The following is a 16,577-nucleotide window of genomic DNA, read 5'->3' on the forward strand; positions in this document are numbered from 1 at the left end:
GGCCGCGTTTGCAGGAAAGCGCAACGCTTCAGGCCAGCGGCAGCGTCAGCCCTGCGATCAGCGGGTTGTCGATGATTTCGGGCGGCGCGCTTTCGGCCTCCAGCATGTCCTCGAACAGGCGCTGGAAGGCGAGTTCGGCCGCGCTGAGCCCCATGGCTGGGCTGCTGACAAAATAGAGATCGGCGCCGAGCTCCTGGCCCGCGCCCGACAGGTTCCAGAGCGTGCCGGTGTCGATCGCATCCTGCACCGAGGCGAGCGGCAGGATGCCGATGCCCATGCCGGCGGCGATCATGCGCGCGACCTCCTCCAGATTGGGGCTCGCGCCGACGGTGCGGCTGCCCAGCCCGGCGCCTTCGCGCAGCGAGACCATGGGCTCGAGCGCGCCGTCCTGGCCGCAGGCGAGTGCGATGAAAGGCTCGTCGGCGAGCTCGTGGAGCGGCACGCCGGCCCGGCCATGGAGCGCATGGTCGCGCCCGCACAGGATGCCGAACTCCTCGCGCAGCAAATGGCGGCAATTCAGCCCGGCGAGCGGGTTTGGCAACAGGCAGAAGCCGAAGGGGCTCAGCCTTTGCGAGACGGAGCGGACGATGTCCTGGCTGCTCGCAACCTCGACCCGCACGGTGACGCCGGGATGGCGGCGGCTCATCAATGACAGCGCCCGGTCGAAGGCCGGCAGCACCATATGCGTGATCAGCTGGACGCGCACGAGCCCGGTCAGCTCGTCATGTTCTTCCGAGAGTTTTTCGCCGATGCGGGCGACGCTGCGATAGATGTCGACGCATTCCTTGTGCAAGAGCTCGCCGCGCTTGGTCAGGACGAAGCGGCGGCTGTCGCGCTGCACGAGCTGGCCGCCAAGCGTCTCCTCCAGCCGCTGCAGGGCGGCGCTGACCGAGGGCTGGCGCACCAAGAGCCGATCGGCGGCGCGCGTGATGCTGCGCTCCTCGACGATCACCAGGAAGGTGTGGAGGAGATTCCAGTTCAGGTGATGCAGTTTCGGGCGCTTCGCCGTCACGAACTCTCCCTTCGGCCTGGCCTGCACGCTAACACGCGCAGCCGCGCCGCCACCACGAAACGGGATGGCAACGCAGCTTGAGCCGCGCGTCAAGCTCGGGCTGCCCATGCAGGGCGCGTGCCGCTCGCTCTCGGGAGCGGCCGGGGCGGGTTCAGGAGCTCGTGGCATCGAGCGCGTCGCGCACGCCGTCGCCTAGCAGATTGACGGCGAGGATGAGCAGGCAGAGTGCAGAACCCGGCAAGGCGATCAGCCAGGGATCGAACAGGATGTGCTCGCGTCCCTCGGCGATCATCAGCCCCCAGGACGGCGTCGGCGGTCGTGCGCCCAACCCCAGGAACGACAAAGCCGCCTCCAGCAGGATGACATTGGCGACCTCCAGCGTCGCCACCACGATCAGCGTGTTGCGCAGGTTCGGCAGGATGCCGCGCAGCATGACATGCAGGCTGGAAGCCCCGAACGAGACGGTGGCCTGGACGAATTCGCGGTTGCGCAACCCTTGCGTCGCCGAGCGCACCACCACGGCGAAACGGTCCCAGAGCAGGAGGCTGAGCACGATGGCAAGCGTCTGCAGCGAGGCGCCGCCGAGCGCGACGGCGGCGAGCGCGACCAGCACGATCGGCAGCGACAGCCGCGTCGTGATGATGAAGCTGATCAGCATATCGATCTTGCCGCCGAAATAGCCGGCGAGCAGCCCGAGCATCGTGCCGATCAGCCCGGCGCAGAGCGTCACGCCGAGCCCGATCCCGAGCGAGACCCGTGCGCCGAAGATCAGTCGCGAGAGATAGTCGCGCCCGAGATGGTCGGTGCCGAGCCGATGCGCCGGGTCGGAGCCGGCCTGCCAGAAGGGCGGCAGCAGCCGGCGCGTCAGGTCCTGCGCGATCGGATCATGCGGCGCGAGCAGCGGGGCGAGGAGCGCGATGGCGGCGATCAGCACCAGCAACCCGCCGCCGAGATGGATGCCGGTGCTGCGGCTGACGCGCCGCCAGAGCTTGCGCCGCTGCAGGATGCGATTGTCGAGATCGAGCACCGTCATCGGGCGCTCCTCAGGCGAGGATCGAGCCAGGCATTGACCAGATCGGCGGCGGTCGTCAGCGTCACATAGATCAGCGACAGGATCAGGATGATCGCCTGCACCACCGGCAGGTCGCTGCGCAGCAGCGATTCCCAGGCGAGGCGGCCGAGCCCGTTGATGGCGAAGACGCTCTCGATCACGATCGAGCCCGAGAGCATCATGCCGAATTGCACAGCCGCCAGCGAAACCAGGGGCAGCACGGCGTTGCGCAGCGCATGCACCATGAGGATGCGCAGCCGCGCCAGCCCCTTGGCGCGGGCGGTGCGGATATAGTCGGCCCCGAGCACCTCGATCATGCCCGCCCGGGTCAGGCGCATCAGCGCCGGCATGGCGTAATAGCTCAACACGACGACCGGGAGGATATAGCCCTGCCAGCTCTCGGTTCCCGAAATCGGGACCAGGCCCCACCAGACGCCGAAGACGACGATCAGGATCAGCCCGAGCCAGAAGCTCGGAATCGCCTGTCCGAGCACGGCGAGCAGCAGGGCTGCGCGGTCGAGCAGGCCGCCGGGCTTGAGCGAGGCGGCGATGCCGAGCGGCACCGAAACCAGCATGGCGAGCAGGAAGGCGGCGCTGCCGAGCATAAGCGTCACCGGCAAGCGCTCGCCGATGATCGTGGCGACCGGCAGGTTGAAATACAGGCTCGTGCCGAAATTGCCCGTCAGCGCCCGGCCGATCCAGCCGAGGAACTGCACCGGCAGCGGTCGGTCGAGCCCATAGGCGTGCCGGATCATCTCGACATCCTGGGCCCGTCCGGCCTGGCCGGCGAGCACGACCGCGGGGTCGCCGGCGACGAACATCAGCCCGAACGCGACCATCGACACCGCGAGCGCGACGAGGGCGGCGACGATCAGGCGGCGCGCGAGAAAGGGCAGCATGGCGGTTCCATCCAGAGGCTGTGTGAGCGCGTGACGTCCAACCCGAACACGCTGTCATCCCGGACAAGCCGCGAAAGCTGCGCCGATCCGGAATCCATCCTATGGCGACGCACTCTACGATGGATTCCGGGTCTCCCTTCGGTCGCCCGGAATGACGGTTCTGCGTGGAGCGCTACTTCCAGCTCGACAGCCACCAGCGGGCGAACTCGTCGGGATGCGGCTTGAAGTTGAGCGCCGTCGACAGGCCGTAATTGATGTTGAAGTCGTACATCGGCAGCCAATAGGCCTGGTCGGCGATCTTCTTCAGCGCCTTGGCGTAGTTCTCCTGGCGCAAGGCCCGGTCCTGCGCCGTGTCGGCTGCAGTGACGAGATCGATCACCTCCTTGTCCTGGACGAGGTCGTCGGCGCCGCCGCCGAAGAAGTTCGAGATGACGAAGGCGACGTCGCCGGTGCCGTAGCTGCCCCAATTGGTGAAGAAGGCCGGCAATTCGCCCGCGCGCCATTTCTGCACGCCGGCGGCATATTGCTGCTCGTTCAGCGTCACCCGGATGCCGACCTTGGCGAGATCGGAAGCGACCGCCTCGGCGACCGGGCGCGGCATCGCGGCAAAGACCATCTCGATATCGACGCCGTTGGGCAAGCCGGCCTCGCTCAGCAGCGCCTTGGCCTTGGCCGGGTCATAGGCATAGGTCGCGACATCCTGGGCGCAGCCGAACTGCTTGGGGTTGCAGGCTGCGTTCAGCACCTGCGAGGCGCCGCCGGCGAAGGCTTTGACGATTGCCTCGCGGTTGACGGCATGGTTGATGGCGCGGCGCACCAGCAGGTTCTTGGTCGGGTAGTCCTTGCCCTTGGCGGTCACGTTGAGGCCGACATAGGCGATGCGCATGATCGGGCCGTTGACGATCTGGATGCGGCTGGCGAGCCGCGCCGCCTGGTCGGGCGGGATGCGCCAGCTCCAGTCGAGCTTGCCGGCCAGAAGCTCGGCGAACTGGGTGTTGAGCTCGGGGATGGTGCGCACGACGATCTTGCCGATCGCCGGCTTACCCTTGGGGCTGCCGGCATAGTGAGCCTCAAAACGCTCGAAGGCGTAGCGGATGCCCGGCGTCATCTCCACGAGCCTGTAGGGGCCGGTGCCGATGGGCTTGGCCGCCATGCCGGCCGAGCCGACCTCCTTGAAATAGGCGGCGGGATAGATCGGCAGCGCATCGGCCAGCATCTCGACCGCGCCGGCGAAGGGTTTCGCCATCTTGATGCGAACCTGGAATTCCGAGACCTTTTCGACGGCCTGGATCCAGTCGATGGCGATGCGGAAGCGCGTGCCGTAATTCGGGTCGAGCACGGTGTTGAGCGTGTAGACCACGTCGTCGGCCGTGAACTTCGCGCCGTTGTGGAAGGTCACGCCCTCGCGGAGATCGAACTCCATCGTCATCGGGTCGGTAAAGCGCCAGGCCTTGGCCAGCGCCGGCTTGATCTCGCCGGTGTCGAGATCCTTGTAGAGCAGGCCGTCATAGATGTGCCGGGCCAGGATCAGCCCCTCGCGGCCGGCGATCTTGTAGGTGTCGAGCGCCTCGGGCTCGAGCGCGAAGGCGACGTTGAGCGTGTCGTCGGCCTTGCCGGCGAGTGCTGGCGGGGCGGAGAGCCCCAGCAGCGTCAGGGCGATGCCGCCCATGAATGATGCCAATCCCAACCGTGCCATCGATCTGTCCCCTGTTTTGGTGGTGCCGGCCCGTTCGGCGCGCCGCTTCATCTCTGGCGGTTTGGCCGTGGATTTTTTCAGTGCTGCCATCGCCCTGCCGAGCGATGCGGATGCTGCAGAGCCAACCATAGGTCAGGACATATTCGCCGGGCTAATAGACTGTTCCTATGCCAGGAATAGCTGCCAAGGGGCCGGCTGATTGTGGCGCCGCTCATGAAGACGCCACAATCGCAATGCCGATTGTGAGGATGAAGCAGCCGATCGTCGTCCATACCGAAGAAGATTATCAGCGGGCTCAGGAACGCGCCCAGGAGCTTAGCGCCTCGCCCGAGAGCCCGGAGCGCGATGCCGAACTCGCGGCGCTCGCTGACGCGATGCTGGCCTTCGAGATGCGCCTGGACGAGGCGGAGGAGTAGCGCACTTCAGCGCATCTCCGTTCAGGCAGTCTCCGTCCGCAGGCGGTGACGCGCGACGAAGGCGGCCGCCTCCGGCTGAAAATACCGCCAGGCGGGCAGGGGAGAAGCGTCCGCTTCGGCCTGGGCAAACCGTATCCCGTCGCCGGCGGCCTGGATCGCAAGCGGCTTGTCCGGGTCCATGCGCGCGGCGCGGCACATGGCCCTGGCGATCCGGACGATGCGATCCTGATCCACGGCGAGAACTCCGGGAGAGAGAGCGGCGGCATTTGCAACGTCGTGGCGCGCTCCGGGTTCCGGTGATCTTGCAAAAAATTTCGCGTGGCTCCGGCTCTCCTCTCACAGTGAGGGCAGGATCAATGCGAAAAACCGGTGCCCACTTTTTCGCATCCTGCTCTTACGCCGCGGCGAGCCGCACTCGTCCCACGGCCATCGCAGTCGCGGCCTGGGTCGGCTCGACCACCGGCACGCCGAGTGCCTCCTCCAGGGGGCGACGGAAGCGCGCCATGCCGGCGCAGCCCATCACGATGACGTCGGCATGATGGGTGTCGCGCAGCGTCTTGCCGGTCGCGGTCATGCGCTCCAGCGTCTTCTCCGCATTGCTGAGCTCGGTCACACCCATCCCGATCGAGAGATCGCCGGCAAAACGCCCCATCACGCCCATGGCGCCGAAATAGCGCAGATGCCGCTGGATCGAACTTGGCAGAATCGCGATCACGCCGAAGCGCTGGCCGAGCGTCAGGGCCTGGAACACGCCCGATTCCGCGATGCCGAGCACCGGGTGGCGGCTCTGCTCGCGCAACGCATGCATGCCGGGGTCGCTGAAGCAGGCGACGACGAAGGCTGCCGCCTCGTTCTCCAGCCCGGCGGCCCTCTTCAGCAGCGGCCCGACGACGCCGTCGGCGTCGCGCTGCGACTGGATGCCCGCAGGCCCCTCGGTCAGCGTCAGGCAGGCGATCTTGGGGCCCTCCGCCGAGCGCAGCGGCTCGACTGCCTTGTCGATGCCCGCGGTGACGGCCTCGGTCGAGTTCGGGTTGATGACGAAGATCGTACCGGTCATGGGGGCTCCTTCAGAATACGAATATTTGCCTGAACCACACCGTCATCCTGGACAACCCGCGTAGCGGCGCAGATCCGTGATCCATCATAGAGCGCCGTGCTCTACGATGGATCCCGGCGCTCCGCTACGCTTCGGCCAGGATGACGGGCGAGGTTGGCGCGCATCAATACAGCTTGGCGCCAAAATTCCGCGCCGGGTCGAATTCGGGCGAGAGCGTCCCGGTCGGTCGCGTCGCCTCGCCGCCCTCGCGCAGCATCAACCGGCCCGAGCCGGGCTGCGCCTTCAGCGCACCCTGCGTGACGACGACTTCGCCGCGCCTGAGCACCGTCTCCGGCCAGCCGGTGATGGTGCGGCCGGCAAAGGGGTTGTAGCCGGTGTTGTCGTGCAGGTTGTCGGCGAGCACGACCTTGCGGTCGGCGTCCCAGATCGCGATGTCGGCGTCCATGCCGATGGCGAGCGAACCCTTGCCCGGCAGGTCGTAGATCTGGGCCGGCGCGGTTGAGGTCAGTTCGACGAATTTTTTCAGCCCGAGCCGGCCCTTGCTCACCATGGCGTCGAACAATACGGGCAGCCGCATCTCCAGCCCCGGCATGCCGTTGGCGATCTGCTTGAAGCCGGGATTGGGGCCGTATTTCAGCTTGCCGGTCTCGTCGAAGCGATAGGGCGCGTGGTCGGAGGAGAGGATCTGCAGGTCGCCGAGCGCCAGCGCCTGCCACAGGGCCTCCTGGTCGTTCGAGCCCCGCTGCGGTGGCGAGCAGACCCATTTCGCGCCCTCGATGCCGGGCTTGTCGAGCTCGGCGGCCGTCATCAAGAGATAGTGCGGGCAGGTCTCGGCATAGATCTTGACGCCGCGCCCGCGCGCCTCGCGGATCACCCTGGCGCCCTCGGCCGTCGAGACGTGGAAGATGCAGATCGGCTGGTCGAGCAGTTCGGAGAAGGCGATCAGGCGGTGAAAGGCCTCGACCTCCGCTGCCTGGGGGTGGCTGACGGAATGGTATTTCGGCGCGGTGTAGCCGCGCTTCATCAAGCGCTCGCCCATCCATTTCAGCAGGCCGTGGTTCTCGGCATGGACGCAGACCAGCGCTCCGGCCGAGCGCGCCGCCATCAGGACGTCGAGCAATTGCCCGTCATCGACCTGCACGGCGTCATAGGTCATGAAGACCTTGACCGAGCGGTGCCCGGCGCGGATCAGCGCCGGCAGATCCTGCGTGACGGTCTGCTCGTCGGGGTTCGCCACCATCAGGTGGAAGGCGTAGTCGATGAGCGCGCCCTTCTTGGCCAGGGCCGCGTAGTCCTCGACGACGCTGGCGAGGTTGGCGCCGCGATGCTGGGCGGCGAAGGAAATCACCGAGGTGGTGCCGCCGAAAGCGGCCGAGCGCGTCGCGGTCTCGAAATTGTCGGCGCTCATCAGCCCGCTGCCCGAGAGCTGTTCGATATGGCAATGGGTATCGACGCCGCCGGGCAAGACGAGCCTGCCCTTCGCGTCGATCTCCTGCGCTCCGGTGGGCAGGTCGAGCCCGATTGCGGCGATGCGCCCCGCCTGGATGCCGAGATCGGCCTCGAACACATCTGTTGCCGTCGCAAGCGTGCCGCCGCGGATGACGATGTCGTAGGCAGGGGTCGGCATGGGCTGGTTCCTTGAACAGGCAGATGATTGGTCGCCAGGCGCAGTATGCCCGGCATCGGCGCCAGCGCCACGGGCTTCCCCGTATGGCGGGCCTGCGCGCATGCAAGGCGTCGGCCAGGATAGGCTCTGCAACAAGGCGGGCGCTACGAGATGCGCCGGCTCATGGTGCTTGCCGCATCCCGCAGCGGCGTGTGAGATACCGGGCCTGATTGTCTGGATGCGCCATGCCCTCGACGAAGCGCCACAAGGCCGTTGCCGGCCCTGAGCGGGATGTTCTCGATCTCGGCGGCTACGTTCCCTATTTCCTGACCGCGATTTCCAACACCTGGTCGCGCAGCTCGTCGCGGCTCTATCTTGAGCGTTTCGGCGTCGGTGTCACCGAATGGCGCGTCATCTCGCAGCTCGCCATCGAGCCGGCGATCGCGGCGCAGCGTATCTGCGAGGTGATCGGGCTCGACAAGGGCGCGGTCAGCCGCAGCGTCGCGGCCCTGGTCGCCGCCCGCCACGTCACCGAGCGCCCCGATGATCGCGACGCCCGCCGGCAGGTGCTGGAGCTGACGCCGAGTGGCTATGCCCTGCATGACGAATTGATCGCGCTCGCCACCGCCCGCGAGCGCCTGCTGCTCGAGGGTTTCACGGCGGAGGAGCAGGCGCAGCTGACCGGCTTCCTGCACCGGCTGCACGCCAAGCTGCCGCAACTGCGCGATTTCAGGCTGGAGCGCGACGGCCCGCCCGCGAGCTAGGGCGTTTTCGAGCGAAGTGGATACCGGTTCGCTCGCGACAAACGCGAAGCGTTTGCTCGGAGAAAACGCGTCAAAACAAAGACCCGGGGTGGGCTGTCACCAGCGTCGGAAACCGTAGCCGAAGCCGTAGCCGTAATAGGGGCCATAGTAGTCGCGCTCGACCCAGACCCTGCGGCTGGCCGAGCGGTCGAGCTCGATATGGAGCAGGCAATTCGCATAGCCGTCGGTGCCAGGGCGGAAGCCGTAGGACCGGCAGCGCTCCTCATCGAGCGCTCGTCGCTCGGCGATCGTGACGCAGCCGCTGCCGAGAAGAGCCAACCCCAATGCTGCGATCAAACCGATCTTCATGGCGCCTGACTCCCTTGGCCGTGATCTGCCACGAATCAAGCCGAGAAATGCGTCAAGATTCTGGGCAATCCGTCTCTCAGGCGTAACGTTTTGCCGCCGCTCCATGCGAGCGCCGCAGCGCCGCCAGATCGAGCCCTGGCACGGCCCCGTCGATCACGCGCCAGGCGCCGGAGACCATCACCCGGTCGGCCCGGTTCGCGCCGCACAGCACCAGCGCCGCGACCGGGTCATGCGCGCCGGAGAAGCGCAATTCGTCGAGGCAAAACAGCGCCAGATCCGCCTGCAGGCCGGGCGCGATCCGCCCGATATCGGAGCGCCCGAGGCAGCGCGCCGAGCCCTCCGTCGCCCAGCGGATCACGTCGCGCGCGGTCACGGCCGTGGCGCTCTCATAGCGCAGGCGGTTGATCAGCAAAGCGTGGCGCAATTCCTCCATCAGGTTCGAGCCGTCATTGGAGGCCGAGCCGTCGACGCCCAAGCCCAGCGGCGCCCCGGCCGCCTCCAATTCGCGCGTCCGGCAGAAGCCGGAAGCCAGCACCCCGTTCGAGGTCGGGCAATGGCAGACGCCGACGCCGGCGGCTCCCAGCCGTTCGCACTCCTCGCAGCTAAAATGCACGCCATGCGCCAGCCAGGTCTTTGGCCGCATCCAGCCGGTCTCCTCCAGCAGGTCGAGCGGGCGTTTGCCATAGACTTCGAGGCAATAGGCGTCCTCGTCCCTGGTCTCGGCGAGATGGGTATGCAGTGGCGCATCGAAGCGCGCTGCCAGCTCCGCGCTCTTTTTCATCAGCGCTGGCGTCACCGAAAAAGGCGAGCAGGGTGCAAGCGCGATCTGGACCATGCTGCCCGGCGCGGGATCGTGGAACAGGGAAAGCACCCGTTCGCTATCGGTCAGGATCGTCTCCTCGTCCTGGACGACGCTGTCGGGCGGCAGGCCGCCATCCTTCTGCGACAGGTTCATCGAGCCGCGCGAGATCGTGGCGCGGATGCCCAGGGCCCGCGCCTCCGCGACGGCGATGTCGACGGCGTTCTCCAACCCCTTCGGATAGAGGTAATGATGGTCTGCCGCCGTGGTGCAGCCTGAGAGCAGAAGCTCCGTCAGCGCGACGCGGACGGCCAACCGCAGGTCATCGGGCGTCAACCTCGCCCAGAGCGGGTAGAGTGCGGTCAGCCAGGGAAACAGCTCGCGATCGATCGCGGCCGGATGGGCTCGCGTCAGCGTCTGGTAGAAATGGTGATGCGTGTTGATCAGGCCGGGCAGCACGACATGATGCGAGGCGTCGAAGACCGCATCGACCGGCAGGGCAGGGGATCCGCCTGCCGGCACGAGTTCGGCGATGATCGAGCCATCGACGACGATCCCGCCGCCGGCATTGTCCGCGACGATGCCGAGCGGGTTCTTGATCCAGAGGCGCATGGTTGCTCCTTATATGCAGCACGACATGTGATCGCAGGGGCTCTGTCCGCAAACAAGAAACTTGACGTTCAAATTAAACGTAACCACATTAAATCGTGGCAATCGAATTCGACCCGCCCAAACGCGATTGGACACTCGCAAATCGCGGATTGGATTTTGCGCGTTGCGACGAGGTTTTTGCAGGCCGCCATGTCACGGCGGAGGATCTGCGAGAAGACTACGGCGAACACCGTTTCATCAGCGCCGGTCATCTCGATGGCAGACTCGTTGTCGTGGTCTGGACGCCTTGCGAGGGTGGGCGGCGCATCATCAGCATGAGGAAGGCCAATGACCGCGAAAAAACGCGTTACTCAAGAGAGCTCTGACGCGCACGATCCCGATGACGCTCCCGAACTGGATGATGCGTTCTTTGCGCGCGCAGACCTCTATGAGGGTGATCGCTTGGTTCGACGCGGACGCCCGCCGCTTGCGGAACCTAAGGTCTCCACGACCATTCGGTTGTCGCGTAATGTCTTGTCGCATTTCAAGGCCGGAGGCCCCGGCTGGCAAACCCGGATCGATGAAGCCTTGGCCGAGCTGATCAAGAAGCAGGCCTGAGTAGCCCGGCCTTGTGCCTTGACGCCGCCGCCCTCATCCGCCATCGCTCCGGCCGTCATGCTCGGGCTTGTCTCGAGCATCCACGCCTTCGATCAATCGTCCACGCCGCCAGACGTGGATGGTCGGCGCAGGGCCGACCATGATGAGAAAGAGCTGAGCCATGACGTCCTTCACCGATCTCGCCGCCACCATCGACGCTGCCTGGGAGGCTCGCTCCGAGATCGGCATCAACACCAAAGGCGCGGTCCGCGAGGCGGTCGAACGGGCGATCGAATTGCTCGATGCCGGCGAGGCCCGCGTCGCCGAGAAGATCGGCACTGACTGGGTCGTGCATCAGTGGCTGAAGAAGGCGGTGCTGCTCTCCTTCCGCCTGACCGACAACATGATCATCGCCAACGGTCCCGGCGAAGGCGTGTTCTGGGACAAGGTGCCCTCGAAGTTCGAGGGCTGGGGCGAGAACCGCTTCCGCGCTGCAGGCTTCCGCGTCGTGCCGCCGGCCGCCGCGCGCAAGGGCTCCTTCCTTGCTCCGAACGTCGTGCTGATGCCGTCCTTCGTCAACATCGGCGCCTATGTCGACAGCGGCACCATGGTCGACACCTGGGCGACGGTCGGCTCCTGCGCCCAGATCGGCAAGAACGTCCATCTCTCCGGCGGCGTCGGCATCGGCGGCGTGCTCGAGCCGCTGCAGGCCAACCCGACGATCATCGAGGACAACTGCTTCATCGGCGCCCGCTCCGAGGTGGTCGAGGGCGTGATCGTCGGCGAGGGCTCGGTGCTTTCGATGGGCGTGTTCATCTCGGCCTCGACCAAGATCGTCGACCGCGCCACCGGCCAGATCCATATCGGCAAGGTGCCGCCCTATTCGGTGGTGGTCCCGGGCTCGCTGCCCGGCAAGCCCTTCCCGGACGGTACGCCCGGCCCCTCGCTCTCCTGCGCCGTCATCGTCAAGACGGTCGACGCCCAGACGCGCTCCAAGACCGGCATCAACGAATTGCTGCGCGACTGAACTCAGGCTCCGCGTCATTCCCGGGTGACCTCGGGTCGCCCGAGAATGATGTGAGAGGTTGGGTGCCTCACCCCACCGGCGAAGGTGCGCCCGCGCCTTCCGGAGCCGGGACAGGGGCGGCCGCCGGCGTCCTCGGGGTTCCCGCCAGCGCATCGCGCAATTGCTGCTCGCGGCTATGGTCGAGCGAGGTCTTCAGCACCACGCCGCCCGTGCCCTTGACGGCGTCGAGCACCTTGTCTGCGGTCATCTTGTTGATCAGCAGGAAGAGCGCGGCATTGCCCGGCTGGAGGTTGGCGGCGAGCTCCTTCATGAAGCCGTCATTGACACCGTAATCGGTCAGCGCCCCGCCGAGCGCGCCTGATGCTGCGCCCAGCGCCGCGCCAAACACCGGCATCAGGAAGATCGCGCCGATCAGCAGACCCCAGAAGGAGCCGGAGACGGCGCCGAGCGCGGTGGTGTTGAGCAGCTGGTTCAACTTGATCTTGCCGCCCTCATGCATCACCGCGATGGCGGCGTCGCCGAGTTCGATCAGATACTCCTTCTGCAGCGAGACGACCTTCTGGCGCATTTCCTCGGCGCGGGCCTCGGTCGGATAGACGATGACGACGAGATCGGACATGGGATGCTCCTGCGTGAAGGCGTGACGAAACCCCACCGCGGCGATGCGGCGGGCTAGAGCCGGATGATTTCAGATCGGGTCACTTCGTGATCGCGTGTGAAATCTGAATCCGTCTCTCATCCTGCTCTGGTGGCGAACGCGTGGGGGCGGCGACTGTTCCGGCTATTCGCCGCCGGCCGCCTTTGCCGCTTCCACCGCGCTGCCGCGCAGGGGCAGTTCCTTCATCCGCACCATCAGCAGCAGCGCCATGGCGAAGCCGAAGCAGGTCGCCGCGAAGACATAGCGGAACAGCTCGATCATCGCTGTGCGATCGACCGTCCCCAGCTTCAGCGCCTCGGGCGAGAGCCCGACGCCGGCCCCGCCGACGCCGCCGAGCACGATCGCGCCGAACACCGCCACGATCAACGCTCCGCCGATCTGGCGGAAGAAGTTTGCGATCGCGGTAGCCGTACCGAGCTGGTGCGGCAGCACCGCGTTCTGGATCGAGACGGTCGCCACGGGCAGCATGGTGCCGAGCCCCAGGCTGATCACGGCAAGCGTCAGCGAGAAGGGCAGGAGCGGCATCTGCCCGGCATAGATCGTCAGCAGCGCTGCCCCCAATGTCGCGACGCTCAGCCCCGCTACCGGCACGCGCTTGTAATGCGTCAATCGTGTCAGCGAGCGGCCCGATAAGGTCGCGCCCATCACGGTGCCGCAGGTCAGCGGCAAGAGGCCGAGGCCCGAGGCTGACGCGCTCATCCCCACCACCGTCTCGAAATAGAGCGGCAGGTAGATCGTCAGGCCGATGAAGGTGCCCATGCCGAAGCCTGCGGCGGTCGTGCCCATCCGCACCACCGGATTGGCAAGGAGGTCGAGCGGGATCAGTGGCTCGGCTGCCGTCCGCAGCCGCCAGGCGAAGACGGCCCACAACACGATGGACAAGGCCACGAGTCCGATGATCCGGGCCGAAGCCCAAGGGTAATAGGTGCCACCCCAGGAAAGCGCGAGCAGCAGCGTCATCGTCGCGCTGGTCATCAGCAGGGCGCCGGCGACGTCGAGCTTGTGCGGTCGCTCATGGCGCGGCAGCCGCTTCAAGGCCGAGCTCGTCATCCAATAGGCGGCAAGCCCTAGTGGCAGGTTGATCCAGAAGATCACCGACCAGTGCAGCGCTTCGGCGATGACACCGCCGAGAACCGGGCCGAGCACGGAGGAGGCCATGAAGACTGCGGCGAAATAGACCTGATATTTGCCACGCTCCTTGGGCGGCACCATGTCGGCGATGATGGTCTGCGCCAGCGCGATCAGCCCGCCGCCGCCCAGCCCCTGGACGAAACGCGCTATCACCAGGAGCCAGAGGTTCGGAGCAAGCGCACAGGCCACGGAGCCGACGACGAAGACGACGATGCCCGAGAGCAGCGTCACCCGCCGGCCATGGATATCGGCGAGCTTGCCATAGAGCGGCGTCACCGCGGTCGAGGCGAGCAGATAGGCCGTCACCACCCAGGGCAGATGCGTGACGTCGTTGAGCTCGCGCCCGATCGTCGGCATCGCGGTCGCGACGATGGTCTGGTCCAGCGCCGCCAGCAACATGGCGAGCATGATGCCGAACAGGATGCTGCGAATATCCTCATGGGTAAGGGGCGCTGGATGCGCCGCCGTCTCGACCCGTTTGTCCATGGTCACTCGGCCTGCCCGTGCGTTGGGAGAATGGCAGACTTGTAAGGCCGGGGCATGCCATGCGCCAGAGGCGGGGCGTGCCGCCGCTGCATAGCGGCCTGGCCAGTCCTGCGAGGCCCAAATCTTGTCCGCGAGATCAAAGCCTTATTATTGCGCGGCCCTTACAATGCGCGGCAGCCTTCCCCATGTCCGAAAGACGGTCGTCGAGAACAAGCCGCCTTGCGGTTGATCTGTTTTGGCCTGACCGCCCTTGAGAAAACGATCAGCTTGCTTGAGCCCCTCGGGAGCCGACGGCGCAGATACACAGTGGAGCGGGCGCTCGCTGCGTTCGGCGCACGCTTGCGCCGGTCATTGGCGGCCGGTGTGCTCTGGCTCAATCGTGCTTCCGGGCCGTGGACCAGCAGGTTGCGGCGCTGGCGTCCTGAAGCTGCTCGTGACAGGCAACCGCAAGAAAGCAGGCCGACCATGGCGCTGAATTTTCCCAACCCGGTCCGTAGTTTCGACGCAGGGCGTTCCTGCGTCAGCTTCTGGGGCTCGGATGCCTCGCTGGAGATCACCTTCCAGATCGAGATGGACGCCCTGCGCAAGCTGGGTTCCGGCATCGATGACAGTCAGGCGCAGGTGCTCGATGTCTTCGATCGGAACCGGGACACGATCCTGAAGGCGGCCTCGAACGCCTATGCGCGGCACCGGGCCAGCTATCACCGCCTGACGCCCGCCGATTTCTAGCCGTCGACAACCTGCTCAAACGCCTCGATCCGTCTCACGGAGGATGATGACATGGCCAGTCAGCCATATAAGCCGGGTGATCTGGTCAATCTCGAACCGGGTTTCGCCAATCAAGCCAGGCTCGGCCTCTACGAGATCCTGCGCGTGATGCCGCTGCGCGACAATAAGGAAGAGCAGTATCGCGTGCGTGGGCCCGACGGTCTCGAACGCGCCATCGGCCATCACGAGATCGCCGAGACAGCTATCAAGCGCGGCTGAGCGCGACCTAATCCATCCGCGCCGTCTCTGGCTCAACGGATGCGGACGACGACAAACACGCGCCTCGCGCCGCTCCGTCAGCCCCTCTCCGCAGCGGAAACGCCGGCGGGGATTTTCGCGCGTTTCCCTTCTCCCGCGAGGGGAGAAGGGAAGGACCTCCCCCGCCTCCCTTGCCTCATCGCGTGTTCGGCGCGATCCTTCGATCAAGGGAGGATCGCCCGGCGGCAAGCCGTGGCGGCGACAACGAAGGTGCAACCATCATGACCATCGCAAGCTGGCCGCGCCGCGCGGCCGCGGCCTTCATCCTGTCCATCGTCGCGATGGCGGCCTCGGCGGCCGACTATCCCGCACCCAAGCGCGGCGTCTGGGTGGCCAAGGATTTCCGCTTCCAGAGCGGCGAGACATTGGCGGAATTGAAGCTCGGCTACGCCACTATCGGCGATCCCGCGGGCGAGCCGGTGGTGATCCTGCACGGCACGGCGGGCTCGGCGGCGAGCCTGCTGACGCCGGCCTTCGCGGGCGAATTATTCGGTCCGGGCCAGCCGCTCGATGCGGCGAAATACTTCATCATCCTGCCGGATGCGATCGGAGCCGGTGCCTCCTCCAAGCCCTCGGACGGGCTGAAGGCGAAGTTCCCCCGCTATAATTACGAGGACATGGTCTCAGCCCAGCACAAACTGGTCAGCGAGGGGCTGGGGCTGCGCCATGTCCGGCTCGTGCTCGGCAATTCGATGGGCGGCATGCATGTCTGGCTCTGGGGCGTCAGGCATCCCGATTTCATGGACGCGCTGGTGCCGATGGCTTCGCAGCCGACGCCGATGTCGAGCCGCAACTGGATGATGCGGCGCATGATCATCGATGCCGTCCGCAACGATCCGGAGTGGAAGGGCGGTGACTACACGACGCAGCCGCCGGCTTTCCGCACGGCCAATGTGTTCTTCGGTATCGCCACCAGCGGCGGCACGCTCGCCTATCAGAAGCTGGCGCCGACGCGCGAGGCGGCCGACGCGCTGCTCGACGAGCGCCTGAAGGCCGCCTTCAGCGCCGATGCCAACGACTTCCTCTACCAGTGGGATTCCTCGCGCGACTACGACGCTTCCCAGGGCCTGGGCGCGATCAAGGCGCCACTGCTGGCGATCAACTCCGCCGATGACGAGCGCAACCCGCCCGAGACCGGCATCATGGAGCGTGAGTTGAAGCGCCTCGCCAATGGCAGGCTGCTGCTGATTCCGGCGAGCGAGGATACCCGTGGCCACGGCACGACGGGGCTCGCGAAGTTCTGGGCCAAAGAGATGGGCGTCTGGCTCGCCGCCGTGCCGAAGCGCGCCGCGGGCGGGAACTGACGAAGGACGTCATTCCCGGGCCGTGCAGAGCGCGGACCCGGGAAGCTCGTGAAGGAAGAGGCTGGTCCCGAGATGCTCGGGTCAAGCCCGAGCATGACGAGGGTGTCAG

General features: G+C 66.4%; 20 protein-coding genes. 9 read left to right on the forward strand and 11 right to left on the reverse strand.

Translation table 11 applies throughout. The features are described 5' to 3' along the window. Positions 1-28: 28 nt before the first annotated feature. From J2Y55_RS27710 to J2Y55_RS27725, 4 genes are all read right to left on the reverse strand, one after another. Positions 29-1,012 carry a LysR family transcriptional regulator gene (locus J2Y55_RS27710; protein ID WP_310159802.1) on the reverse strand — a complete coding sequence of 328 codons (984 nt, stop codon included), beginning with the start codon at positions 1,010-1,012 and terminating at the stop codon, positions 29-31. 151 nt (positions 1,013-1,163) lie between these two features. Then, complete coding sequence (locus J2Y55_RS27715) at positions 1,164-2,045, reverse strand: ABC transporter permease (protein WP_310159803.1); 882 nt, start codon at positions 2,043-2,045, stop codon at positions 1,164-1,166. Then, positions 2,042-2,962, reverse strand: a complete 921-nt coding sequence (locus tag J2Y55_RS27720) for an ABC transporter permease (protein WP_310159804.1) — start codon at positions 2,960-2,962, stop codon at positions 2,042-2,044. The genes J2Y55_RS27715 and J2Y55_RS27720 overlap by 4 nt, the downstream gene beginning before the upstream one ends. 172 nt (positions 2,963-3,134) lie before the next feature. After that, positions 3,135-4,631, reverse strand: a complete 1,497-nt coding sequence (locus J2Y55_RS27725) for an ABC transporter substrate-binding protein (RefSeq protein WP_310159805.1) — start codon at positions 4,629-4,631, stop codon at positions 3,135-3,137. Between J2Y55_RS27725 and J2Y55_RS27730 the strand changes: the two genes are divergently transcribed. Beyond that, complete coding sequence (locus J2Y55_RS27730) at positions 4,630-4,857, forward strand: hypothetical protein (RefSeq protein ID WP_310159806.1); 228 nt, start codon at positions 4,630-4,632, stop codon at positions 4,855-4,857. The two genes, J2Y55_RS27725 and J2Y55_RS27730, sit on opposite strands and share 2 nt — an antisense overlap. A gap of 49 nt (positions 4,858-4,906) precedes the next feature. Further along, positions 4,907-5,074: a hypothetical protein gene (locus J2Y55_RS27735; protein ID WP_175525563.1), complete on the forward strand. Its 168-nt coding sequence runs from the start codon at positions 4,907-4,909 to the stop codon at positions 5,072-5,074. A 21-nt stretch (positions 5,075-5,095) separates the two neighbouring features. On the opposite strand, the gene J2Y55_RS27740 is transcribed toward J2Y55_RS27735, so the two are convergent. From J2Y55_RS27740 to hydA, 3 genes are all read right to left on the reverse strand, one after another. Next, positions 5,096-5,308 (reverse strand): hypothetical protein, encoded by a 213-nt coding sequence (locus J2Y55_RS27740; RefSeq protein ID WP_310159807.1) that lies wholly within the window; start codon positions 5,306-5,308, stop codon positions 5,096-5,098. 160 nt (positions 5,309-5,468) lie between these two features. After that, positions 5,469-6,131: an aspartate/glutamate racemase family protein gene (locus tag J2Y55_RS27745; protein WP_310159809.1), complete on the reverse strand. Its 663-nt coding sequence runs from the start codon at positions 6,129-6,131 to the stop codon at positions 5,469-5,471. Positions 6,132-6,294: 163 nt separating this feature from the next. Beyond that, on the reverse strand, positions 6,295-7,758 hold the full coding sequence (gene hydA / locus J2Y55_RS27750; protein WP_310159811.1) for a dihydropyrimidinase: 1,464 nt from the start codon (positions 7,756-7,758) through the stop codon (positions 6,295-6,297). 224 nt (positions 7,759-7,982) lie between these two features. Here hydA and J2Y55_RS27755 point away from each other — a divergent pair, with 224 nt between their 5' ends. Then, positions 7,983-8,501, forward strand: a complete 519-nt coding sequence (locus tag J2Y55_RS27755; RefSeq protein WP_310159813.1) for a MarR family winged helix-turn-helix transcriptional regulator — start codon at positions 7,983-7,985, stop codon at positions 8,499-8,501. A gap of 96 nt (positions 8,502-8,597) precedes the next feature. Here J2Y55_RS27755 and J2Y55_RS27760 read toward each other — a convergent pair whose 3' ends face one another. Together J2Y55_RS27760 and J2Y55_RS27765 are read right to left on the reverse strand one after the other, a co-directional pair. After that, entirely contained in the window at positions 8,598-8,849 is a 252-nt protein-coding gene (locus J2Y55_RS27760; RefSeq protein ID WP_069689820.1) for a hypothetical protein, read from the reverse strand. A 76-nt stretch (positions 8,850-8,925) separates the two neighbouring features. Then, positions 8,926-10,260: an 8-oxoguanine deaminase gene (locus J2Y55_RS27765; protein WP_310159816.1), complete on the reverse strand. Its 1,335-nt coding sequence runs from the start codon at positions 10,258-10,260 to the stop codon at positions 8,926-8,928. A gap of 95 nt (positions 10,261-10,355) precedes the next feature. Between J2Y55_RS27765 and J2Y55_RS27770 the strand changes: the two genes are divergently transcribed. The 3 genes from J2Y55_RS27770 to dapD all read left to right on the forward strand — a co-directional run bounded on the left by J2Y55_RS27770 (position 10,356) and on the right by dapD (position 11,863). Next, positions 10,356-10,625: a BrnT family toxin gene (locus J2Y55_RS27770; RefSeq protein ID WP_310159817.1), complete on the forward strand. Its 270-nt coding sequence runs from the start codon at positions 10,356-10,358 to the stop codon at positions 10,623-10,625. After that, positions 10,588-10,857: a BrnA antitoxin family protein gene (locus J2Y55_RS27775; protein ID WP_310159818.1), complete on the forward strand. Its 270-nt coding sequence runs from the start codon at positions 10,588-10,590 to the stop codon at positions 10,855-10,857. The genes J2Y55_RS27770 and J2Y55_RS27775 overlap by 38 nt, the downstream gene beginning before the upstream one ends. A gap of 160 nt (positions 10,858-11,017) precedes the next feature. Beyond that, on the forward strand, positions 11,018-11,863 hold the full coding sequence (dapD, locus tag J2Y55_RS27780) for a 2,3,4,5-tetrahydropyridine-2,6-dicarboxylate N-succinyltransferase (RefSeq protein WP_310159819.1): 846 nt from the start codon (positions 11,018-11,020) through the stop codon (positions 11,861-11,863). Positions 11,864-11,930: 67 nt separating this feature from the next. Here dapD and J2Y55_RS27785 read toward each other — a convergent pair whose 3' ends face one another. Together J2Y55_RS27785 and J2Y55_RS27790 are read right to left on the reverse strand one after the other, a co-directional pair. Further along, a complete protein-coding gene (locus J2Y55_RS27785; RefSeq protein WP_310159820.1) occupies positions 11,931-12,482 on the reverse strand; it encodes a DUF1269 domain-containing protein in 552 nt (183 codons plus the stop codon). A gap of 162 nt (positions 12,483-12,644) precedes the next feature. Beyond that, entirely contained in the window at positions 12,645-14,138 is a 1,494-nt protein-coding gene (locus J2Y55_RS27790; protein ID WP_310159821.1) for an MDR family MFS transporter, read from the reverse strand. A 465-nt stretch (positions 14,139-14,603) separates the two neighbouring features. On the opposite strand from J2Y55_RS27790, the gene J2Y55_RS27795 reads away from it, so the two are divergent. The 3 genes from J2Y55_RS27795 to J2Y55_RS27805 all read left to right on the forward strand — a co-directional run bounded on the left by J2Y55_RS27795 (position 14,604) and on the right by J2Y55_RS27805 (position 16,468). Beyond that, positions 14,604-14,867, forward strand: coding sequence for a DUF1488 family protein (locus J2Y55_RS27795; RefSeq protein WP_310159822.1), 264 nt, complete (start codon positions 14,604-14,606; stop codon positions 14,865-14,867). A 51-nt stretch (positions 14,868-14,918) separates the two neighbouring features. Next, entirely contained in the window at positions 14,919-15,125 is a 207-nt protein-coding gene (locus J2Y55_RS27800) for a hypothetical protein (protein WP_310159824.1), read from the forward strand. Between the two features lie 260 nt (positions 15,126-15,385). Continuing rightward, positions 15,386-16,468 carry an alpha/beta fold hydrolase gene (locus J2Y55_RS27805; RefSeq protein WP_310159826.1) on the forward strand — a complete coding sequence of 361 codons (1,083 nt, stop codon included), beginning with the start codon at positions 15,386-15,388 and terminating at the stop codon, positions 16,466-16,468. Positions 16,469-16,577: the final 109 nt, after the last annotated feature.

This window comes from Allobosea sp. BE125 (assembly GCF_031456075.1).
Lineage (GTDB): Bacteria > Pseudomonadota > Alphaproteobacteria > Rhizobiales > Beijerinckiaceae > Allobosea.

Coding starts and splice junctions, on each gene's coding strand:
- J2Y55_RS27715 (WP_310159803.1), bottom strand. CDS start 2,045: ATGACGGTGCTCGATCTCGACAATCGCATCCTGCAGCGGCGCAAGCTC.
- J2Y55_RS27720 (WP_310159804.1), bottom strand. CDS start 2,962: ATGCTGCCCTTTCTCGCGCGCCGCCTGATCGTCGCCGCCCTCGTCGCG.
- J2Y55_RS27730 (WP_310159806.1), top strand. CDS start 4,630: ATGAATGATGCCAATCCCAACCGTGCCATCGATCTGTCCCCTGTTTTG.
- J2Y55_RS27725 (WP_310159805.1), bottom strand. CDS start 4,631: ATGGGCGGCATCGCCCTGACGCTGCTGGGGCTCTCCGCCCCGCCAGCA.
- J2Y55_RS27735 (WP_175525563.1), top strand. CDS start 4,907: ATGAAGCAGCCGATCGTCGTCCATACCGAAGAAGATTATCAGCGGGCT.
- J2Y55_RS27745 (WP_310159809.1), bottom strand. CDS start 6,131: ATGACCGGTACGATCTTCGTCATCAACCCGAACTCGACCGAGGCCGTC.
- hydA (WP_310159811.1), bottom strand. CDS start 7,758: ATGCCGACCCCTGCCTACGACATCGTCATCCGCGGCGGCACGCTTGCG.
- J2Y55_RS27755 (WP_310159813.1), top strand. CDS start 7,983: ATGCCCTCGACGAAGCGCCACAAGGCCGTTGCCGGCCCTGAGCGGGAT.
- J2Y55_RS27760 (WP_069689820.1), bottom strand. CDS start 8,849: ATGAAGATCGGTTTGATCGCAGCATTGGGGTTGGCTCTTCTCGGCAGC.
- J2Y55_RS27765 (WP_310159816.1), bottom strand. CDS start 10,260: ATGCGCCTCTGGATCAAGAACCCGCTCGGCATCGTCGCGGACAATGCC.
- J2Y55_RS27775 (WP_310159818.1), top strand. CDS start 10,588: ATGACCGCGAAAAAACGCGTTACTCAAGAGAGCTCTGACGCGCACGAT.
- dapD (WP_310159819.1), top strand. CDS start 11,018: ATGACGTCCTTCACCGATCTCGCCGCCACCATCGACGCTGCCTGGGAG.
- J2Y55_RS27785 (WP_310159820.1), bottom strand. CDS start 12,482: ATGTCCGATCTCGTCGTCATCGTCTATCCGACCGAGGCCCGCGCCGAG.
- J2Y55_RS27790 (WP_310159821.1), bottom strand. CDS start 14,138: ATGGACAAACGGGTCGAGACGGCGGCGCATCCAGCGCCCCTTACCCAT.
- J2Y55_RS27795 (WP_310159822.1), top strand. CDS start 14,604: ATGGCGCTGAATTTTCCCAACCCGGTCCGTAGTTTCGACGCAGGGCGT.
- J2Y55_RS27800 (WP_310159824.1), top strand. CDS start 14,919: ATGGCCAGTCAGCCATATAAGCCGGGTGATCTGGTCAATCTCGAACCG.
- J2Y55_RS27805 (WP_310159826.1), top strand. CDS start 15,386: ATGACCATCGCAAGCTGGCCGCGCCGCGCGGCCGCGGCCTTCATCCTG.